The following is a 17,836-nucleotide window of genomic DNA, read 5'->3' on the forward strand; positions in this document are numbered from 1 at the left end:
CCAGTGTGTCGAGCTACGCGCTGACAGAAATCGCAGCGAAGTCCTGCGCCGAGATCGCCTTCGCCTGGCGCTGGATCAGCTGCTCGACGATATTGTAGGACGAGGCCGCGTTGAGGGTCGCGGAGGACGCGGCCGGCGTCGTCATCGACACCTTCGAGCCGTCGGCGTAGGTCGTCGTCGTGGTGGTCGAGCCGTCGCTGTTGGTCACCGACGTCGAGGTCGCGCCGTCCAGCGCCTGCATCAAGGGATCGGAGCTCGATCCGCCCGCGCCGCTGCCGGAGCCGGATCCATCGGTCGAGCCGCTGGCCATGTGATGGCGATGATGGCCACCGCCCTTGTGGCCCTGCAAGGCCTGGGACATCTCGTCGAGGCTGACGTTACCGTCGCCGTTGCTGTCGAGCTTGGAGAACACGTCGTCGGCCTGCGCCGTGTTGGTGCCGCCGGCGCCAAGCGCGTTCTCGAATTCGGACTGGGTGATCTTGCCGTTGCCGTCGGCATCGATCTGCGAGAACAGGTCCTTGAGCGCATCCGACCGGCTGGCCGCCGTCGGGCTGTTTGAAACCGCGGTCTGCGACTGGCTTTGCGCGGAAATCAGCGCGCCCATCGTCAGCGGCGAAATCTGCGAAGAGCCGCTGCCCGAGCCGGTGCCTGTGCTGCTGCCGGTCGACGTCGATGTACCGGTCGAAGGGGCGAACAGGCCGGTGGTCTGGCTCCCCTGACTGGAGCTGCCGGTCCGGGTCGTCGACTTCGACGACATCAGCGAGCTCAAGAGGTCAATGGCCGACGACGCAGCGCCAAGGGCGAACAGCATGGCAATACTCCAACAGGGCCGCGCCTGGCGGCTCAAACGCTGGTCAGTGGCTGAGCAAAGGGCGTGCCATGGCAAAAACCCAGCAAAACCAGGCGTTCCCGCATCGAAGCGGGTTCCGCGCGCCCGGCAAGAGCTGCCGCCGGCGGAAGAATTTTCCGGTCGCGGAGCGCCGTCCGCTCGCATTGCCCGCCACGCGTCCGCATGTTAGGCGGACTCACCCGTCGCCCCCTGAAGTGTTCCGGAACAGCTGACATGACTCAGTCATTCACCCCGCGTCCCCTCGTTATCGCTCCGTCGATCCTGGCGTCGGATTTCTCAAGGCTCGGCGAGGAGGTCCGCGCCGTCGACCAGGCCGGCGCCGACTGGATCCATCTCGACGTGATGGACGGACACTTTGTGCCGAACATCTCCTACGGCCCCGACGTCATCAAGGCGATGCGGCCGCACACCAAGAAGATCTTCGACGCCCATCTGATGATCTCGCCCTGCGATCCCTACCTGGAGGCGTTCGCCAAGGCGGGCTGCGACCACATCACGGTGCATGCCGAGGCCGGCCCGCATTTGCACCGCTCGCTGCAGGCGATCCGCGCGCTCGGCAAGAAGGCCGGCGTCTCGCTCAATCCGGCAACGCCGGCAAGCGCGATCGAATATGTGCTCGACCTGATCGACCTCGTGCTTGTCATGTCGGTCAATCCCGGCTTCGGCGGCCAGGCCTTCATCCGCTCGGCGATCGGCAAGATCAGCGATGTCAGGGCGATGGTCGCGGGCCGCCCGATCGACATCGAGGTCGACGGCGGCGTTGCACCCGACGTCGCGGGCCAGCTCGCGGCCGCCGGCGCCAACGCCTTTGTCGCGGGGTCCGCCGTGTTCAAGGGCGGCACCGTCGAGGCCTACAAGACCAACATCGCCGCGATCCGCCATGCGGCAGCCGAGGCACGCGGCGAAGCGATCTGATGAGCCGGGGGAGCTAGAACACTACGGGCGGCGTGGCCGCGGCATTCGCCGCTTGCTCCGCCGCCTCATCGCCCTCGCCGCCGTCCGCTTGCGACGCCAGCCGCGACGGCCGTACCACGGTCACCGTGCACGGCGCTTCCCCCGCGACCCTGGCGGACACGCTGCCGAGCAGCGCGCGCCGCAGCGAGTTCTGCCGCGCGCCGATGATGATGTGATCGACCAGATTGAGCGCGGCGAATTCCAGGATCGCGGCGGCGGGATCGATCGCCTCCAGCACATGCACGGTCAGCCGCCCTTCCTCGAGCCCGAACGGCCGCACCCAGTGCTGCAGCGCCACCAGGCGGTCGACATGCTTGTTCTGGCCCTGCTCGTCATGGGTGCGGTCGATCGCCAGGCGATTGAGCTTCAGCACATTCACGCAGGCGAGCCGCGCCGACGGCGAGGTCGACAGCACCCGCTCGGCGGTGACGCGGATGGTGTCGTTCAGCGCCTCGGCACCCTCGCCGATATCGAGCGCGACGGCCACGATCGGGCTCGAGGCGAGCTGGGCCGCGACATCGGACTTCGGTCGCGGCGGCACCGCGCCGAGATTGAAGCGGCGGCGCCAGACCGTGGTGAGCGGGTCGCGACTCAGCCGCTGCGCCCGCGCCGTCAGCTTCACCTGATCGGGATGGCCGAGATCGAATGCAAGCTGCGCCGCGGTCGGATAGCGCGCCACGGGGTCGATCTCCAGGCAGCGCAGCACGATCTCCTGCAGCCAAGGCGGATAGTCTGGCTTCAGCTCGCGCGGCGGATAGGGATCGCGCCACAGCCGCCGACGCATGCCGCGCAGGCTTTCGGTCTCGCCGAACGGACGGACGCCGGTGGTGAAGAAATAGAGCAGCACGCCGAGCGAAAACAGATCGCTGCGCGGATCGTCGCGTACGCCGAGCAGGCGCTCCGGGGCCATGTAGGGCGCGGTGCCGTAAGGCAGCCGAAACTCCTCCTGCAACAGATCGGGCAGATGTCGGTGATGCGAGAGGCCGAAGTCGATCAGCACCGCCTCGCCGCGCTCGCGGAACATGATGCTGCTCGGCTTGATGTCGTGATGGATGACGTTCTGCCGGTGCAGGCTGGCGAGCGCGGTGGCGACCTTGCCGCCGATCACCCTCACCTCCTCATACGGCATCGGCAGCTCGCCGAGCCGCTTGTAGAGCGTCTGCCCGGGGATGCGCTCCATCACCACATAGGCCTGGCGTTCGAAGTCGCCGGTGCCGAAACAGGCCGGCACGTGCGGCCCAGACAGCCGCGGCAGGATCATCTGCTCCATCTCGAAGCTGACGATCGCGGCCGGATCCTCGCCCTCCGAGGTGAGCGGCACTTTCATCAGCAGCGGCACGGTGATGCCGGGATGGGTGACGCTCCACAGCGTTGCCATGCCGCCGCGGTGCACGCGTTCGCCGATGGTGAAGCCATCGATCTCGGCGCCCGCCTGCATCGCCAGCGTCGCCATCGGCGTCACCGGCCGAGCGGCAGGCGGTCGGCGAGCCAGTGCGGCAGGCCGTTCGCCTTGATCCGCGCCGCCGCGGTTGCGACGTCGTAGGGCACGCGATGAAAGGTGATCTCGCGGCTTACGGTGTCGAACATCGCAAACGACGCCGCGGGATCGCCGTCGCGCGGCTGGCCGACCGAGCCGAGCACGGCAAGCCAGCGCCGCCCCGGCAGCAACTGAACGGCGATGCCCGAAGTCGGAACGAAGCTCGTCATCTTGGCGGTCGAGGACATCGAATAGAGGCCGGGACGATGGATGTGGCCGCAGAACGTGATCTGCAGCTCGGTTGCCATCATGCTGCGCGCGGCGTCGGCGGTGTCGCGGACATAGCGCCACTTCGTGGGCTCCGAAGCTTCGGAGTGCACGTAGAGCCGATTGTCCTCCTCCCGCGACATCGGAAGCTCGGCGAGGAACTGCTTCTGCTCGCCGCTGAGCCGGCCGCGGGTCCAGTCGATCGCGGCCTGCGCCTCGGCATTCATGCTGTCGCTCGGCACGCCGATCGCATTGTCATGATTGCCGCGCACCGCGACCGCGCCCTTCGCGACGAGGTCCATCACCGTATCGACGGCCCATTCGGGATCGGCGCCGTAGCCGACGATATCGCCGAGGCAGATCAGCCGCTCGGCGCCGCGCGCACGCGCAGCGTCGAGGCAGGCGGCGAAGGCCTGCCGGTTGGCGTGAATATCGGCGAACAGTGCAAGCCGCATCGTGGTTCGCGTTGCTGATCCCTGTCCGATATCAAGCACACGCGGCCCCGGGCTCGCAATCGGGCCAAAGGCATCAGGTGGTCAGAGGGATGTCGGCAGAAAGCTCGGCTAGGGCTTGCAGACCCGCAGGCCCTTCAACAGCAGGGCCAGCAGCGCATCGATCCGCCCCGGGCATTCCGGCTTGGCCCATTCCTCGGCATGCGCCGGGTGATGGTAGCGGACGGTGGCGTCGAACACGGCACGCGCGGTCGCCTTCACATTGTCGATCTCGAACACGCCCTGCGCGACACCGTCGGACAGGATTTTCGCGATCAGGTCGACCTGCTTGTCCTTGTAGGCTTCCACCACCTCGCGCGCGTCCTGCGCCAGCGCCAGGTAGGTCGCGAACATCTCGGGATCGTCACAGACCTTCTTCTGCTTGATCGTGAAGGCGGTGCGCAGCCATTGCTCCAGCCGCTCCGGCGCCGGGCCGTCGCCGGCTGCGATCTTGCACAGCGGCTCATTGGCGCGGTCGAGCCAGCGCTTTGCGACGGCATCGCGCAACGAGGCCTTGCTGGGGAAGTGACGGTAAACGCTGCCGTGGCTGACATCCAGCGCACGGGCAACGTCGACAACTGTGGCCTTGGTCAACCCGAAGCGCCTCAAGACATCCTCAGTTGCCTCAAGGATCCGCTCGGGTGTCAAAACCACCGCCTCGTTCATGCGTTTACCGTCTGGTTATCGCTGTCCTGCCCGCGGGTGAACTTGGCGGCCTGGGCGGCCAAGTGGCGGGCGACACGAAGATTGAGCCACTGTTGAATCTGGGCGGTCAATTGAAAGATTTCTATGGTCATGGAGGTAGTCCTTCGAGGTAGTCAAATTAAGTCCGGCTCCCCGGCCAAACGCCGGAATAGCTACTGGGCGCCCTCCTCCCTTGGGTTAGTGAGTATATACACCATCCCGCTGACAGATTTCAATATCTGTCAGACAATATTTTGTGAAATGACAGCTGCCCCCCTCGGAAAGCCCCGGCCTACAACGTTCCGTGAGCAGCCGGGGCGATTTGCCAAGCCGCGCCTATGTCTCGCTCGGGGCTACCTGGGAGAGACTTGCTTGGACCGGCCAATGACCTTGAAGGAGATCGCGAAGATCACCGCGGGCGCGGTGGTCTCGCTCGTCATTGTCGGGTGGCTCATGGTTCTTGCGATCGCATTCCTGACGGTGCTGTGAGCCCGCCTCACCGCGCCGGCCCCTCGCCGGGCCTTGGCGCCGGAATCGAAAGGGGCCGCTTCACGCAGCGGCCCCTTTGCCGGGAAAATGTCTTGGGGATAAAATCTAGCCCCGGTTACCCCCAAGACTACACGCTTCGGGGAATTGAGGAATTCCGGATGATTACTGTCCATTTCGCTGACTGATTATTGCCGATCCCTATTTTTGTGCCATCCTCCCGGGTAGGCATCCGGCTATCGCTGCTCGTCCTTGGGCGGCATCCGGGGCGGTGGCAGTGGCGTGAACACCGACCCTTGCGCGCCGGCCGGCGGGGCCACGAACGTCCCCGTAGTGGAATCGCCGCCCGTCGTCTCCACGATCGTCTTCGGCGTGATGTACTCCCTGACGAAGTCCATGATGGTGCCGTCGCCACCGCCGAAATCCGCTGCCCGTCCGCCCTGCGGATGCCCGGCCTTGATCTCGTTCTCGGCGGTGTGGGTCTGCTCGGCCATTGCGTCGCTATAAGGAATGCGGAAAGCGCGCGGGATCGCGCTCGGCCTGTTGTCCTCGTCAAGCTCCTCGACCCAGAGATAGATCGAGCCCGGGTCGCCCTCCAGCGAATGCGGCTCCACGATCCGCGTCGACAGCAGCTTGAAGTTCGCCGGCAATCTTTCCGCGGACGCCCAGCCGAGCAGACCGCGCATGCCGCCGAAGCTGACGAAGTAGAAGGCGCTGGTCACGACGATGACGACAGCCTTCAGCGACCAGTGCAGCCGCGCATAGACCAGCACGATCAACAGCAGCGCACCGACCACGGCGTATGCGACCGCAAGCGTGAGGATCACCGACTGCAAGCTAATCATTGCGGAGCACCCTGACGCCGGATTTCGGGACGCCGGTGTTCGGATCGAGGTCGCCGCCGTTGCGCCAGCTGCTGCGGAAGGTCTCGAGCAGCGATTTCGGCCGCCGGTCGACGTTGATCACCTTGCCCTCGGCATCGAGACGAAACCTGACCGCGGTCTTCTCGTCGCCGGTGTGATCGACGGTCAGCTTGTCGTCGAAGATCACCTGCGCCGTCGGATTGAGCTTCTGCACCTTCACATTGGCCTGCACCGGCTGGCCGGTCGTCGCCTGGAAATGCGAGACGTTGACGGTGTATTCGCCGGCGACGACGCCGCGCAGCGTGACAATCTCCTCGCGGATCGGGGAAGCGATCTTCTTGCCGTTGACGATGATGAAGTCGTTGGCGCCGCCGCGGTCGTCGCGGTCGAGGGTCAGGAAGCCGGCCTCGCGATGCCGGTACCAGGCGATGTTGCCGGCCGGATCCTGCACGAACAGGTCGAGATCGTCAGGATGGTTGTCCGGCCAGTCCATCGTGATGATGAACTCAGCCTTGGATTCGATCTTGCCTTCCTTGGAGTCCGGTGACACCGCGAGCAGCGCCAGGAAGAACAGGAAGGCGATGACCTGCAGCGCCTTGAACAGCATGACACCAAGGGGATCGAATGGCTCCTCGCGCGGATAGAGCCCGAACTCATCCATCATGACGGCGTACCAAGGCGACGTTCCAGGGCCGGCGTGACGTGCGTCTCGGTGAGCACGACGGCGTCGGAAAACACCCGCTGGGTCGCGGAATCCAGCATGTAGTACTGGATCCGGACCAGGATCGATCCGATCAGCCCGGCCAGCGTCGTGTACATCGCGACCGCCATGCCGTCGCTCATCAGGCCCATCGACGATTTCATCGCGACCTTGTCGGCGGCATCCAGCGAAGCGATCGGCGCCAGCATGATGATGAAGCCGATGATGGTGCCGAGCAGGCCGAGCTTCATCAGCGTGTCGGAGACGAAGGCGCCGAAGCCGTTGGACCCGCGCAGCCGGTCCGCCAGCGTGCGCAGCAGCAGGGTCTGGTCGATGCGGCCCTTGGCCTGCGCCTCGGCCTTCTGCACCAGGCTTTTGATGTGATCGGTGACGAGCCCGCCGGGCAGGCCGCGCGCATCTGATGCAAGCGCCCCTGATGCAAGGATCTTGGCGCCATCGGGCGCGGCGAGGATGGTGCGGCAGGAGCGCGCCACCTCGCCTTCCCGCGCGATCGCCCGCGTCCGCCAGAAGCAATGAATGCAGGTGACGATGTAGAGGACGGCGATGACGCTGGAAATGTAGGTGCGGTCGGAACTGATCATGAGGCGGATCAGCCCGTAGCGCCACAGCAGGAAGGCGGCGAACACCGAAAGGCCGGTGAAGATCATCCAGAGCAGCAGGGCGCTGCGCTCCGCCGCGTCCGTGCCGGCCGATGCGGCCGCGACGTCGACCTTGGCATCCATGCTGCGTGAGCTCCCTGTGTTCCACGAGGCTCCGTGCGGGCCTCACTTTCCGTTAGAGCAGAGCCGGCCTGCGCCGTCCAAAGACATCTGCCCAGATTTCGTCGGGCAAATTTCCCGACCTGCACAGCCTCGCATGCTTGCGATTGGCGGGGAACAGCGGTGCTGTTAGCATCGCACCTCTCGTTTGAGCATGACCAGCCGCTTCTCTCCGTTCCGGATCATGCTCTGGCCGTGGAGTGATCGCATGCGCCTCGTGCTTCAACTGGTCGCCCGCCTGCTCGTGATCGTCGCGTTATGCCTCGGCGCAGCCACCGTCTGGGCCACGATCGACGCCTATCGCAGCGTCGATCGTGCCACGCAGGCGTCCGCCGAGCGGGTTTCGCAATCGCTCGAAGCGCTGTACTGGCGCGAATTGCTGCTGCGCAGCAACCGGATGCGCGAGCAATTGCTGCCGGCACCGGACTGGCGCACCATCGAAACCATGGGCCTGATTGCGCCGGGGATCTGCGTGCAGTTCGAACCGGCCGGCGCCTTCGAGAAGCCGCTCTGCGGCCAGAGCAAGGGGATCGGCAAGGCGCCGCCGCGCTGGTTCGCGGCCGCTGTGCAGATGGTGCTCGGCGATCACGCCACCGTGGAGCGGCCGATCAGCGCCCGCGCCGCGACCGCGGGAACCGTCCGCGCCATCGCCGATCCGGACGCAGCGATCGCGCTCGCCTGGCAGCACATTCTCGACAACATCCATGTCGCGCTGTTGATGGCGCTCGCCATCGCGCTGCTCGCTTCGCTTGCGATCGCGCACACGCTGGCACCCGCCCACTCGATCGTGTCGGCGCTGCGGCGGATGGCCGACGGCGAGTACCGCACGCCACTGCCGCGCGTCCGCTCGATGGAGCTCGCGATGATCGGGCGCGCCGTCAGCGATCTCGGCGACCGCCTCGCGCTTGCCGAGGAGGAACGCACGGTGCTGACCAGGCGGCTGCTCGAGATTCGCAACGACGAACGCCGCACGCTGGCGCGCGAGCTGCACGATGAGTTCGGCCAGAATCTCACCGCGATCCTCGCCTTCGCCAACACGATCGAGGCAAGTGCCGGGGACAAGTACGCCGCCGGCACCGAAATTGCGCAGGACGCGCGGATGATCTCGCAGGCGACGCGCCGCATCATGGCGTGCCTGCGCGATACGTTGAACCGGCTGCGCCATCCGCCGGCTGAAGAGCTCGGGCTGGAGGCAAGCCTGGTCGATCTCGTCGACAGCTGGCGGTCGCGCACGGCGCAGCCGATGATCCAGCTCGATCTGCAGGGCGACCTTGCCGACATCAGCGGCACGGTCGCCGCCACCGCCTATCGCGTCGCGCAGGAGTGCCTGACCAATGCGCTGCGCCACAGCTCGGCGCGCGAGATCGTGCTGCGGATCGAGCGGCGGACCGGCAGCGAGAACGCCCTGCTGGTGCGCGTCGAGGACGATGGCGGCGGCGATGCGGCCAAGGTGGCGCAATCTGCGGGCTTCGGCCTCACCGGCGTCAGCGAGCGCGTCACAGCCCTCGGCGGCTCGCTGTCGATCGCGCGCGCCAGCCGCGGCCTGTCGGTCGCCGCCACGATCCCGCTCGCCGCCTGAGATGACAACCGTGACGACGACAACGGCGAAGATTCGGGGCATCTCGATCCTGCTGGTGGACGATCATCCGGTCGTCCGCCAGGGCTACCGGCGCGTGCTCGAGCATCAGGACGATTTCAGCGTGGTCGCCGAAGCCGACAACGCCGCCAGTGCTTATCGCGCATTCAAGTCGCACCAGCCCGATGTGGTGGTGATGGACATTTCGATGCCGGGTGCCAGCGGGCTGGAGGCGATCCGCAACATCCGCGCGCGCGACGCCGACGCGCGCATCCTCGTCTTCAGCATGCACAGCGAGGCGGCCCAGGTGAAAGCGGCATTCGGCGCCGGCGCCAGTGGCTTCGTCACCAAGGGCAGCGAGCCGGCCGAGCTGATCGCGGCGATCCGCTCGGTGGCGCGCGGCGAGCATGCGATGAGCGACGACGTCGCCCGCGTGCTTGCGATGGAAAGCCTGGTGCCGACCCGATCGGCGCTCGACCAGCTCGGCGAGCGCGAGATCGAAATCCTCCGGCAGCTGGCGGCCGGCAGCACCAAGGAGCAGATCGCCGCCAACCTCCACCTCAGCACCAAGACCGTGCAGAACTATCACTACCTGATCAAGGCCAAGACCGGCATGCGGACCGACGCCCAGCTGGTCCGCCTCGCCGTCGAATGCGGACTGGCGAATTTGTAGAGCTCGTAGCCCGGATGGAGCGAAGCGAAATCCGGGATCTTCCCGCGCGCTCGATCCCCGGATTGCGCTTCGCTCCATCCGGGCTACCGACGTCATTGCCCCGGGACAATTCGGCGGGTTACGCTACGCTGCGCCACCCACCAAGCTCACAAGAAACGGACGCTCCCCATGCCCATCGTCAATCGCGTTGCCGCCCTCTCGGATGAAATGGCCGCCTGGCGTCATGACTTCCATGAGAATCCCGAACTGCTCTACGAGGTCCACCGCACCGCCGGCATCGTCGCCGACAAGCTGCGCGAGTTTGGCTGCGACGAGGTGGTGACGGGGATTGGGCGCACCGGCGTGGTCGGCGTGATCCGCGGCCGCAAGTCCACTTCGGGAAAGACCATCGGCCTGCGTGCCGACATGGACGCGCTGCCGATCGCGGAGGCCTCGGGCGTCGCCTACGCCTCGAAGATTCCCGGCAAGATGCACGCCTGCGGCCATGACGGCCACACCGCGATGCTGCTCGGCGCCGCCAAATATCTCACCGAGACGCGCAATTTCGACGGCACCGCGGTCGTGATCTTCCAGCCCGCCGAAGAAGGCGGCGCCGGCGGCAAGGCGATGGTCGACGACGGGCTGATGACCCGCTGGGGCATCCAGGAGGTCTACGGCCTGCACAACATGCCCGGCCTGCCCGAGGGTTACTTCGCGACCACGCCAGGCCCGATGCTGGCCTCGTCGGACACGTTGAAGATTGTCGTCCACGGCAAGGGCGGCCACGCCGGCGCCGCCCCGCACGAGGCGGTCGACAGCGTGCTGATCGGTGCCCAGATCATCAATGCGCTGCAGTCGATCGTGTCGCGCAATGTCGACCCGCTGAAATCGGCGGTCATCTCGATCACGATGTTCGAGGCCGGCACCGCGTTCAACGTGATCCCGGAGACCGTGACGCTGGGCGGCACCGTGCGCACGCTCGATCCCGGTGTGCGCGACCTGGTCGAGCGCCGGATCGGCGAGGTCGCCTCCAGCATCGCCAAGGCCTATGGCGGCTCGGCCGAGACGGATTATGGACGCATGTATCCGGTGACGTTGAACCACGCGCGCGAGGCCGGCGTCGCCGCCGAGGTCGCTCGCGACGTGGTCGGCGCCGAACGCGTCAACGACAATCTGGTGCCGGTGATGGGTGCCGAGGATTTCGCCTTCATGCTGGAGGCGCGCCCCGGCGCGTTCGTCTTCCTCGGCATGGGCGACGGGCCGATGTGCCATCACCCCGCCTACAAGTTCAACGACAACATCCTCGGGCACGGCGCCTCCTACTGGGTGCGCCTGGTCGAGAAGCAGATGCCGGCGGGCTAAAGCGCGATGAGATTGGGTCGAATCGTCATCGCGCTTTAGCTCTTTGTTTGATCATGATCTTTTCGGAAAACCGCTTCGCACTTTTCCGGATCATGCTCTAGGTGGTGTTGACACTTATCGCATCCATAGGACGATTGCAGCGAGCGTGACGATGGCTCGGTAATTTCGGGCGGTCTTTTCGAAGCGGGTTGCGACGCGACGGAACTGCTTGAGCTTGCTGAAGCAGCATTCCACGAGGTGGCGCTGGACATAGAGATGCTTGTCGAGCGGATGTTTGAGGGCTCGCGAGGGGTTGTTGGGGATGACGGCGATCGCGCCTTTGGCTGCGATGGCCTGGCGCAAATGATCGGCGTCATAGGCTGCATCGGCCATGACGACCTCGGCGGGCAATCCCTCGATCAACGTGGCGGCTTGCGGGGCATCGCCCTTCTGGCCTGCGGTGAGGGTGAACCGCACGGGACATCCCAAACCTCGAACGGCCATATGTATCTTGGTGCTCAAGCCGCCGCGCGAGCGCCCGATCGCTTGATCTTCAGACCCCCTTTTTTTGCCCCGGCGGCGTGCTGATGCGCCCGGACGATGGTGGAATCGACGATCAAATATTCGAAGTCCGGATCATCGGACATCGCCTCGAAGATCCGCAACCAGACACCCTTGGTGCTCCATCGACTGAAGCGCCGGAACACGCTGTTCCAATCCCCAAACGCCTCCGGAAGATCACGCCAGGGAGAGCCCGTGCGAACGATCCAGAGCACCCCTTCCACGAACATCCGGTTGTCGCGTCCGGTCGAACCTTTCTGGTCGGGCCGGCCAATGATGAGCGGCGCCATGCGCTCCCAAGCCGCGTCGCTCAACACCAAACGATCCATCACACCCAAGGCCGCCTCCCAAAAGAAGCCTTGAATCTGATTTGGCCTCAAAAGGGAATCCCTAGAGTCCACACCGCCTAGACCCGCACGGACGTGGTCTTCACCTCTCCCTCCGGGAGAGGTCGGCGCGTAGCGCCGGGTGAGAGGTTACGGTCATCGATGCAACAGCCCCTCACCCGATTTGCTGCGCAAATCGACCTCTCCCCATCGGGGAAAGGTAGACCTTGCGTCAAGCCGCGCGATCGGCGGGATTCGCCCCGATCATCCGCGCGGCAACGCGATCGCGCCTGACGAAATAGTGGAAGGCGACCGCGGCTAGGTGCAGCACGATCAACGCCAGCAGCACATAGGCGAAGAAGATGTGGCGATCCTCATAGGCATCCGCCGCCGCCTTGTCGGGCGAGGTGATCTGGGGAACGTGAAACAGGCCGAAGAAGCTCGAATAATCCTGGGCGCGGGCGCCGGAATGCGCCCAGCCCAGCATCGCCACCAGGATGGTGGCGGCGTAGAGCGCGCCGTGGCTGACCCGGGCGGCGATCCGTTGCCAGGAGGGCATCTCGGCCGGCAGCGCCGGCGTCGGGTTAAGGCCGCGCCAGAGCAGCCGCAGCACGGTGAGCAGCAGCACCAGGTAGCCGATGTCGGCGTGGATCGAGCGGTAGAAGAACTTGTCCGCCCGCGCCGGGACGTGGTTCATCCACCAGCCATAGGCCAGCATGCCGATGATGGCGATGCCGAGCACCCAGTGGAACGCGCGGGCGAGCGAGCCCCAGTTCGCGGCGGTATTGCGGATCATGTCGCGTGGCCCCCTTGCGGCCGCATTTTTGGATTTCACACGTCGCAGCAATAGTTTGCCGTGATACTTGCAGCTATTGGTCAAGGCCATATGAAATTCCCGGCCTCACCGCCTTTTGTCGGCCGCAGCGGCCGGATAGCCAAAAACAACTGAATGGTAACCCTGCTTCGGATAGAGTTTTCGCGTGTCCACTCCCCCGACCATCCTTGTGTTCGATTCCGGCCTCGGCGGCCTCACCGTGCTGCGCGAGATCGTCCGCGCCCGGCCCGACGCGCATTACGTCTATGTCGCCGACGACGCCTTCTTCCCCTATGGCCATCACGGCGAGGACGAGATCATCGCCCGCGTGGTGCCGCTGGTCGGTGAGCTGATCGCGGCCCACGCGCCCGACCTCGTCGTGATCGCCTGCAACACGGCATCCACGCTGGTCATGTCGCATTTGCGCGACGCCTATCCTTTGCCCTTCGTCGGCACCGTGCCGGCGATCAAGCCAGCCTGCGTCTCCTCGAAAACAAGGCGCGTCTCGGTGCTCGGCACAAGGGGCACCGTGAAGCGTGAATATACCCGCAAGCTGATCTCGGACTTTGCGCAGGGCTGCGAGGTGACGCTGGTCGGCTCCGGCGAGCTCGCCTCGCTGGCGGAGGCCGCCCTCAGCGGCGCGAGCGTGCGCGACGAGGATATCGCGGCCGAGCTCGCGCCCTGCTTCGTCGGCGATGGCGCCCACGACCCTGCCCGCACCGACACCGTCGTGCTCGCCTGCACGCATTATCCGCTGCTGCTGGAACGCCTCAGGAGGCTCGCACCCTGGCCGGTCGACTGGATCGATCCGGCGCCGGCGATCGCCCGCCGCGTCGCCGACCTGCTCGGCCCGGCAGGCTCGGAGAGTGACCAAGCCGGCGCAGAGATGATCTTCACCTCGAAGCGCCCGCACGCGCTGACGGAAGCGCTGACGCCATTCTTCGGCGGCCGCGTTCCGGCCTGATGCTTTTCGCCGTCACAACGCCGCTGGAGCGCGATGAGATCGGGTTGAATCATCATCGCGCACGAGCCCCCTGTTTGAGCATGATCTTTTCGGAAAACCGCTTCACACTTTTCCGGATCATGCTTTAGCCTCTGCTCTCCTTCGAGGGAGGACCGAATTTGACCGCAGCCCCGCTGACACCGCTCAACCGCCTGCGCGAGGCGTGGCGCGACAAGCGCCCGACCTTCGGCGCGATCGCGACCATTCCGAGCATCCAGACCGTGCAGATCATGGCGCAGTCGCTGGACTGGATCATCGTCGATCTCGAGCACGGCCCGATCGATCTCGGCACCGCCCATGCGATGATCGTGGCCACCTCCGGCACGCCCTGCGTGCCGATGGTGCGGATCGCCGCCAACGAGCCGCATCTCGCCAAGGCACCGATGGACATCGGCGCGCTCGGCATCAATTTTCCGATGATCTGCAACGCAAGCGATGCGGTGAAGGCGGTGCGCAGCGTGCGCTATCCGCCGCAAGGCGACCGGCTCTGGGGACCGTTCCATGCGCCGTTCCGCTGGGGCGTCTCGATGAACGACTACATGGCGACCGCTGACGACGACATGATCTGCATGATCACGATCGAGCATGTCGATGCAGTGAATCGCATCGACGAGATCATGGCAACACCGGGCATCGACCTCGCGGTGATTGGCCCCGGCGATCTCGCCACCTCGATCAACAAGCGCGGTCTGCCCGACGATCCCGAAGTGGTCGCGCTGATGCAGCGCGCCGAACAAGGCATCATGAAGAGCGGCGTGCCGATCGGCGGCGTCGCGCGCACCGCCGAACAGGCCAATGCGATGATCGACCGCGGCTACCTCGCGCTCGCGCTGGGCTTCGACTGGTCGCTGTTCCAGCGCGGCATCGCGGCCGCGTTCGCGGGGATCAAGCGGTAGGCGTCAAACGCGGCCGCCGCTAGTTCACAGCCGCCGGCGAGCAGGTTCCAGTCACGTCGTGAAGGAACCGCGGCGCAACTTCCGGCATCGCGCCTGCGACGGAGTGAACGATGCGTGTCGCCGATACCGCTCGTTCGCCTGAGTAGCTCATGAATAAGCGGCACAAACCCACGCTGTTGGATGAACGGACTAATCCCAACGTCGCAAGTGCACATCACACATCGCACGCTTTCCGCCGCGATTCCGCGCTGCTAGAGTTTTGCGGGTTGGGAGGAAAATCCATGTTCAGGAAATTACTGCTTGGTCTCACCGTGATTGCCCTTGCCGGTGCCGGCGCTGCCTTGGCGCAGCAGAGCGGCATCAAGCGGACGCCGCTGCAGAAGGTCGATTTTCCGCCGGGCTACAACACGGTCACCGCGATCGCCGAGGTTCCGGCCGGGGGTGCGTCGGGGCGTCACACCCATCCCGGCGCTGAAACCGGCTATGTGCTCGAAGGCGAGCTCGAGCTTCTGATCGACGGCAAACCGCCGTTGAAGCTGAAGGCGGGCGATTCCTACCAGATCCCGGAAGGCGCGGTGCACGACGCCAAGACGTCCGGCGACAAGCCGCTCAAGGTGCTCGGCGTCTACGTGGTCAAGGCCGGCGAGCCGTTGGCAAAACCAGCGCCGTGAGCAGAACCCCTTGGTTTCCGACCACTTGGTTCATCTGAGCTTCAGGTGCGGCGAGCAACCATTTGAGCTCGCCGGGCCTTTGATTTTTTGCCTGTTTGCTAAGGAACTGAATCGAACGGATGCGCGGTAAATTTCGTCAGATTTCATTGCCGCGCCGTCTCGTCGCCGATCTGATGCATGCATCGGCCGGCGTGCCGCTGGTCTCCCTGAAGCGCACCCTGAACTTGCGTGCAATCGTCGAGGCCCGTGCACGCGCGGCGCAGGCACCGGGCTGGGCCGCCATCTTCGTCAAGGCATTCGCGCTGGTCGCCAGGACCGAGCCGACGCTGCGCACGCTGCACGTCAAATGGCCGTGGCCTTGTCTCTACGAGCTGCCGCGCAGCGTCGGCATGGTGGCGATTGCGCGCGTTGAGAAGGGCGAAGACTGCGTGCTGTTCGAGCGCGTCTGTGCCGCCGACGAGATGCCGCTCGCCGAGGTCGACGCGCTGATCCGCCGCGCCAAGACCGCGCCCCTGCACGAAATCCCCTCGTTCCGCAAAATGCTCTGCGTGACCCGCCTGCCGCTTCCGTTGCGTCGCCTGGCGTGGGCGATCGGGATGAATTTTGGCCGGCAGCGCGCCAATTTCTGCGGCAGCTTTGGCGTGACCTCGGTCGCGGCCTACGGCCCGGGCGAGTTGCACGCACTGAGCCCGGGGCCATTCCTGTTGAGCTATGGGGTGATCAGGCCGGACCACACTGTCGACGTGGTGCTGCGCTGGGACCATCTGGTCTGCGACGCCGCCCTGATCGCGCAGACCTTGATCCGCCTCGAGCAGGTGCTGGGCGGCGAAATCGCCGCCGAACTGGGCGCGGGCCGGCCGCAAGCCGATGCCCGGCTGGTCCGGGCGGCCGGAAGCCGTCTCTGAGGGGCAGAATCGGCCAATTTTGACGCCGATTCGGCCCAAAATGCCCTGCGTTTTGTTTGACAGAACCGGACTTTCTCCTTAAGACCACCTTGCTCGCGGGTCGGTTTTCGGCCCGCGATGCGTTTCGCGACCCGTGGTCCTCCCCGAGCTTTCGAGGCGGACCTGTCGGTACAGGTCTTTTGGCCGGTACACAGGAGGGCGCGTCTCCTCAAACCTGAAACTGACAAACGCCGGCCGCCAGGGTGCGACGGCTATGCAAAAGAGGACGCGATGACAAAGCGCAGTGAGGCGAAGTACAAGATTGATCGCCGCATGGGCCAGAATATCTGGGGCCGCCCGAAGAGCCCTGTGAACCGCCGCGAATACGGCCCCGGCCAGCACGGCCAGCGCCGCAAGGGCAAGCTCTCCGACTTCGGCGTGCAGCTGCGCGCCAAGCAGAAGCTCAAGGGCTACTACGCCAACATTTCCGAGCGCCAGTTCCATGGCATCTATGTCGAAGCCAGCCGCCTGAAGGGCGACACCGGCGAGAACCTGATCGGCCTCCTGGAGCGCCGTCTCGACACCGTGGTCTACCGCGCCAAGTTCGTCTCCACGATGTTCGCCGCCCGCCAGTTCATCAACCACGGCCACATCAAGGTGAACGGCCGTAAGGTCAACATCGGCAGCTACAAGCTGAAGGTCGGCGACCTCATTGAGGTCAAGGAAGCCTCCAAGCAGCTGACCCCGGTGCTGGAAGCGAGCCAGCTCCCCGAGCGTGACGTGCCCGACTTCATCGAGGTCGATCACTCCAAGATGACCGCGACGTTCGCGCGCACCCCCGGCCTCTCGGATGTGCCGTTCCCGGTGCAGATGGAGCCGCATCTGATCGTCGAATTCTATTCGCGCTGATCACAGCACGCATGCGAGATCCGAAAGGCCCCGGTTTTGCCGGGGCCTTTTTGTTTGCCCACAAGATGACTATCATACGCGGGACTTGGCAGATGGTTGCCCGTTGAGGTTTCTTGCCGATGACCCGGTTACTCGAACAGGCCTTCGAGACAGTTTCAAACTTGCCTGACACAGAGCAGGACGAGCTCGCGCGCATCATGCTGCAGCTTGCCGGCGTCGACCAACCACCGCTCCAGCTCACGCCGGAAGAAGACGCCGATCTGGCTGAAGCCGACGCCGAGATTGCACGCGGCGAGCTGGCAACGGTCGAGGAAGTCCGTGCGATGTGGGCAAAGCACGGGCTGTGAACCTCCGTTACACGCGACGGGCTCTTGTCCAGATCGATCGAGCGCTCGCCTACATCGAAGCAAGATCGCCTCAAGGGGCGGTCCATGTTCGCGACCGTATCCTGACCCTTGTCACGCTGCTGCAGGAGCAGCCGCGTGCGGGGCGCCCGACAAGTCGCCCAGGCGTCCGCCGGCTTTCGGCCACGCCATACCCCTACTTGATCGACTATCGCGTGACGCCCACCGAGATCATTATTATGCGGTTTCGTCACGCTGCCCGGAGGCCTATACGCTAGCGGCGACTCCGCACGCCAGCGGAGCGATGA

At 65.4% G+C, this 17,836-nt stretch carries 20 protein-coding genes and 1 pseudogene; 11 read left to right on the forward strand and 10 right to left on the reverse strand.

The annotated features are described in order from the left end of the window. Positions 1–13: 13 nt before the first annotated feature. Positions 14–811, reverse strand: coding sequence for an EF-hand domain-containing protein (locus QA639_RS27700; RefSeq protein WP_157343266.1), 798 nt, complete (start codon positions 809–811; stop codon positions 14–16). Positions 812–1,063: 252 nt separating this feature from the next. Here QA639_RS27700 and rpe point away from each other — a divergent pair, with 252 nt between their 5' ends. Beyond that, positions 1,064–1,765, forward strand: a complete 702-nt coding sequence (gene rpe, locus QA639_RS27705) for a ribulose-phosphate 3-epimerase (protein WP_283087738.1) — start codon at positions 1,064–1,066, stop codon at positions 1,763–1,765. A gap of 13 nt (positions 1,766–1,778) precedes the next feature. On the opposite strand, the gene QA639_RS27710 is transcribed toward rpe, so the two are convergent. The 7 genes from QA639_RS27710 to QA639_RS27740 form a co-directional block, all read right to left on the reverse strand. Continuing rightward, a complete protein-coding gene (locus tag QA639_RS27710; protein WP_157343263.1) occupies positions 1,779–3,257 on the reverse strand; it encodes a serine/threonine protein kinase in 1,479 nt (492 codons plus the stop codon). 5 nt (positions 3,258–3,262) lie between these two features. Next, complete coding sequence (locus tag QA639_RS27715; protein WP_157343262.1) at positions 3,263–4,003, reverse strand: metallophosphoesterase family protein; 741 nt, start codon at positions 4,001–4,003, stop codon at positions 3,263–3,265. A gap of 108 nt (positions 4,004–4,111) precedes the next feature. Then, positions 4,112–4,705: a TetR/AcrR family transcriptional regulator gene (locus tag QA639_RS27720; protein ID WP_028336783.1), complete on the reverse strand. Its 594-nt coding sequence runs from the start codon at positions 4,703–4,705 to the stop codon at positions 4,112–4,114. After that, positions 4,702–4,836, reverse strand: coding sequence for a hypothetical protein (locus QA639_RS27725; protein ID WP_016843141.1), 135 nt, complete (start codon positions 4,834–4,836; stop codon positions 4,702–4,704). Before QA639_RS27725 ends, QA639_RS27720 begins: the two co-directional genes overlap by 4 nt. Positions 4,837–5,445: 609 nt before the next feature. Next, entirely contained in the window at positions 5,446–6,054 is a 609-nt protein-coding gene (locus tag QA639_RS27730) for a hypothetical protein (RefSeq protein ID WP_050387690.1), read from the reverse strand. After that, complete coding sequence (locus QA639_RS27735) at positions 6,047–6,736, reverse strand: DUF2135 domain-containing protein (RefSeq protein WP_157343261.1); 690 nt, start codon at positions 6,734–6,736, stop codon at positions 6,047–6,049. Before QA639_RS27735 ends, QA639_RS27730 begins: the two co-directional genes overlap by 8 nt. Then, positions 6,733–7,515 (reverse strand): MotA/TolQ/ExbB proton channel family protein, encoded by a 783-nt coding sequence (locus tag QA639_RS27740; protein ID WP_057018416.1) that lies wholly within the window; start codon positions 7,513–7,515, stop codon positions 6,733–6,735. Before QA639_RS27740 ends, QA639_RS27735 begins: the two co-directional genes overlap by 4 nt. A gap of 244 nt (positions 7,516–7,759) precedes the next feature. Between QA639_RS27740 and QA639_RS27745 the strand changes: the two genes are divergently transcribed. The 3 genes from QA639_RS27745 to QA639_RS27755 all read left to right on the forward strand — a co-directional run bounded on the left by QA639_RS27745 (position 7,760) and on the right by QA639_RS27755 (position 11,141). Continuing rightward, complete coding sequence (locus QA639_RS27745; RefSeq protein WP_157343259.1) at positions 7,760–9,130, forward strand: histidine kinase; 1,371 nt, start codon at positions 7,760–7,762, stop codon at positions 9,128–9,130. A 1-nt stretch (position 9,131) separates the two neighbouring features. Next, a complete protein-coding gene (locus tag QA639_RS27750) occupies positions 9,132–9,800 on the forward strand; it encodes a response regulator (RefSeq protein ID WP_028336778.1) in 669 nt (222 codons plus the stop codon). A gap of 168 nt (positions 9,801–9,968) precedes the next feature. Next, positions 9,969–11,141: a M20 aminoacylase family protein gene (locus tag QA639_RS27755; RefSeq protein WP_157343257.1), complete on the forward strand. Its 1,173-nt coding sequence runs from the start codon at positions 9,969–9,971 to the stop codon at positions 11,139–11,141. A gap of 114 nt (positions 11,142–11,255) precedes the next feature. Here the strand turns inward: QA639_RS27755 and QA639_RS41950 are convergent. Beyond that, a pseudogene (locus tag QA639_RS41950) lies at positions 11,256–12,019 on the reverse strand (IS5 family transposase). Positions 12,020–12,239: 220 nt separating this feature from the next. Further along, on the reverse strand, positions 12,240–12,803 hold the full coding sequence (locus QA639_RS27770) for a cytochrome b (protein ID WP_283087739.1): 564 nt from the start codon (positions 12,801–12,803) through the stop codon (positions 12,240–12,242). Between the two features lie 184 nt (positions 12,804–12,987). Between QA639_RS27770 and murI the strand changes: the two genes are divergently transcribed. The 7 genes from murI (at position 12,988) to QA639_RS27805 (ending at position 17,806) form a co-directional block, all read left to right on the forward strand. Beyond that, a complete protein-coding gene (murI, locus tag QA639_RS27775; RefSeq protein ID WP_028336775.1) occupies positions 12,988–13,785 on the forward strand; it encodes a glutamate racemase in 798 nt (265 codons plus the stop codon). Between the two features lie 158 nt (positions 13,786–13,943). After that, positions 13,944–14,720, forward strand: coding sequence for an HpcH/HpaI aldolase family protein (locus QA639_RS27780; protein WP_057018410.1), 777 nt, complete (start codon positions 13,944–13,946; stop codon positions 14,718–14,720). A gap of 281 nt (positions 14,721–15,001) precedes the next feature. Next, positions 15,002–15,391, forward strand: coding sequence for a cupin domain-containing protein (locus QA639_RS27785; protein WP_028336773.1), 390 nt, complete (start codon positions 15,002–15,004; stop codon positions 15,389–15,391). Between the two features lie 119 nt (positions 15,392–15,510). Continuing rightward, a complete protein-coding gene (locus tag QA639_RS27790) occupies positions 15,511–16,296 on the forward strand; it encodes an acyltransferase (protein WP_283087740.1) in 786 nt (261 codons plus the stop codon). Positions 16,297–16,566: 270 nt separating this feature from the next. Then, positions 16,567–17,184, forward strand: coding sequence for a 30S ribosomal protein S4 (rpsD, locus tag QA639_RS27795; protein ID WP_028336771.1), 618 nt, complete (start codon positions 16,567–16,569; stop codon positions 17,182–17,184). Positions 17,185–17,303: 119 nt separating this feature from the next. After that, on the forward strand, positions 17,304–17,531 hold the full coding sequence (locus QA639_RS27800; RefSeq protein ID WP_283090632.1) for a hypothetical protein: 228 nt from the start codon (positions 17,304–17,306) through the stop codon (positions 17,529–17,531). Beyond that, positions 17,528–17,806 carry a type II toxin-antitoxin system RelE/ParE family toxin gene (locus QA639_RS27805; protein ID WP_283087741.1) on the forward strand — a complete coding sequence of 93 codons (279 nt, stop codon included), beginning with the start codon at positions 17,528–17,530 and terminating at the stop codon, positions 17,804–17,806. The genes QA639_RS27800 and QA639_RS27805 overlap by 4 nt, the downstream gene beginning before the upstream one ends. Positions 17,807–17,836: the final 30 nt, after the last annotated feature.

It is taken from the genome of Bradyrhizobium pachyrhizi (assembly GCF_029714545.1).
Lineage (GTDB): Bacteria > Pseudomonadota > Alphaproteobacteria > Rhizobiales > Xanthobacteraceae > Bradyrhizobium > Bradyrhizobium pachyrhizi.

Bases quoted from the DNA above. Each gene is read 5' to 3' on its own strand.
- rpsD (WP_028336771.1), top strand. From the start codon at position 16,567: ATGACAAAGCGCAGTGAGGCGAAGTACAAGATTGATCGCCGCATGGGC.
- rpe (WP_283087738.1), top strand. From the start codon at position 1,064: ATGACTCAGTCATTCACCCCGCGTCCCCTCGTTATCGCTCCGTCGATC.
- QA639_RS27800 (WP_283090632.1), top strand. From the start codon at position 17,304: ATGACCCGGTTACTCGAACAGGCCTTCGAGACAGTTTCAAACTTGCCT.
- QA639_RS27745 (WP_157343259.1), top strand. From the start codon at position 7,760: ATGCGCCTCGTGCTTCAACTGGTCGCCCGCCTGCTCGTGATCGTCGCG.
- QA639_RS27730 (WP_050387690.1), bottom strand. From the start codon at position 6,054: ATGATTAGCTTGCAGTCGGTGATCCTCACGCTTGCGGTCGCATACGCC.
- QA639_RS27755 (WP_157343257.1), top strand. From the start codon at position 9,969: ATGCCCATCGTCAATCGCGTTGCCGCCCTCTCGGATGAAATGGCCGCC.
- QA639_RS27715 (WP_157343262.1), bottom strand. From the start codon at position 4,003: ATGCGGCTTGCACTGTTCGCCGATATTCACGCCAACCGGCAGGCCTTC.
- QA639_RS27790 (WP_283087740.1), top strand. From the start codon at position 15,511: ATGCGCGGTAAATTTCGTCAGATTTCATTGCCGCGCCGTCTCGTCGCC.
- QA639_RS27720 (WP_028336783.1), bottom strand. From the start codon at position 4,705: ATGAACGAGGCGGTGGTTTTGACACCCGAGCGGATCCTTGAGGCAACT.
- QA639_RS27740 (WP_057018416.1), bottom strand. From the start codon at position 7,515: ATGGATGCCAAGGTCGACGTCGCGGCCGCATCGGCCGGCACGGACGCG.
- QA639_RS27785 (WP_028336773.1), top strand. From the start codon at position 15,002: ATGTTCAGGAAATTACTGCTTGGTCTCACCGTGATTGCCCTTGCCGGT.
- QA639_RS27700 (WP_157343266.1), bottom strand. From the start codon at position 811: ATGCTGTTCGCCCTTGGCGCTGCGTCGTCGGCCATTGACCTCTTGAGC.
- QA639_RS27750 (WP_028336778.1), top strand. From the start codon at position 9,132: ATGACAACCGTGACGACGACAACGGCGAAGATTCGGGGCATCTCGATC.
- QA639_RS27735 (WP_157343261.1), bottom strand. From the start codon at position 6,736: ATGATGGATGAGTTCGGGCTCTATCCGCGCGAGGAGCCATTCGATCCC.
- QA639_RS27710 (WP_157343263.1), bottom strand. From the start codon at position 3,257: ATGGCGACGCTGGCGATGCAGGCGGGCGCCGAGATCGATGGCTTCACC.
- QA639_RS27770 (WP_283087739.1), bottom strand. From the start codon at position 12,803: ATGATCCGCAATACCGCCGCGAACTGGGGCTCGCTCGCCCGCGCGTTC.
- QA639_RS27725 (WP_016843141.1), bottom strand. From the start codon at position 4,836: ATGACCATAGAAATCTTTCAATTGACCGCCCAGATTCAACAGTGGCTC.